This window comes from Roseovarius sp. A-2, assembly GCF_002072155.1.
Classification (GTDB): domain Bacteria; phylum Pseudomonadota; class Alphaproteobacteria; order Rhodobacterales; family Rhodobacteraceae; genus Roseovarius.
The window spans coordinates 1-1,055 of record NZ_BDIY01000091.1 but is presented as its reverse complement, the minus strand read 5'-3'; the positions used below and the strand labels follow the sequence as shown (position 1 = coordinate 1,055).

Here is a 1,055-nt window from a genome sequence, read left to right as displayed (position 1 = left end):
TAAAGCGTTTCGGTTTTAACTTGCGACATATCCGGCAGCCTGAAAGTAGTTCCAGCACTCGTCCGGTGTGAACATCTGGCAGACGTCGCCGAGGGCTGTGAAGAGATCGGTGAAGGTTCTGGCACCGATCTTGCGTAGGTTGGCCTTGAGCTTTGAGAAGGCCATCTCGATGGGATTGAGGTCCGGCGAGTATGGCGGCAGGTAGAGGAACCAGCATCCGGCCTGTCTGATCGCCTCTGCCGCCCCGGCATTGCGATGTGTGGCGAGATTATCGAGAATGACGACGGTGCCGGGTGTCAGTTCCGGCACCAGTACCTTTTGCACATAAACCGCGAAGGCAGGGCCGTTCATCGCCCCCTTGATGACCCAGGGAGCGATCAGGGTGTCGCGGGTTAGCCCGGCGATGAAGGTCTGTGTGCCCCAGTTACCAAAAGGCGCGTCCATCTCGAGCCGTTGCCCACGCAGAGCGCGGCCCCTGAGCCGGGTCAGGTTCGTCTTCACCGAGGTTTCATCAATGAACACAAGACGTTCAGGTTGGCGTCGCATGGCGGGCATGCGACGCGTCAGCCAGTCATGCCGTGCCTGCCTTACCCGGACACGATGGCGTTCGGTGGCCACCAACGATTTTTTTTATAGCTGAACCCGAGACGGGATAGCAGCGCGGCGATCGAGGAATGGTGAACCTTGACCCCTTCTGCTGCCGCCAGCGCATCGCGCAGCTCATAGAGCGTAATGTCCGGGTCCTGTGCCACCAGCTCTTCAAAAAAGGCCTGATAAGGAGCCAGTTTGCCCCGACCGCGAGGGCGGCCTTGAGGCGCGGGATCAGCATGACCCCGCGTTCGGATCGCCCGCGCCCATCTCGCGCCCGTGGCCGGCGAAAGCCGCAGCCGCAAAGCCGCTGCGCGACCGCTCAAACCATCCTCGATATAACGCTGAAACCGCGCCCGAAGCGCATTCGGCAAAGGTGCTGACATGATCCATCCTCCCAAACAGGATGAATCACAAAACAAACACCGTGGGAATCCCCCGATTCACGTTTTTCCCGAAGCGCTTTA

At 59.8% G+C, this 1,055-nt stretch carries 1 protein-coding gene; it reads right to left on the bottom strand.

Annotated features, from left to right (window positions below):
• Positions 1–15: 15 nt before the first annotated feature.
• Positions 16–974 (bottom strand): IS630 family transposase gene (locus BHD06_RS22705; protein ID WP_139784871.1). Its coding sequence is split into 2 segments (ribosomal slippage): positions 16–630 and positions 633–974, totalling 957 coding nucleotides; the frame shifts between segments, so codons are not numbered across the junction.
• Positions 975–1,055: the final 81 nt, after the last annotated feature.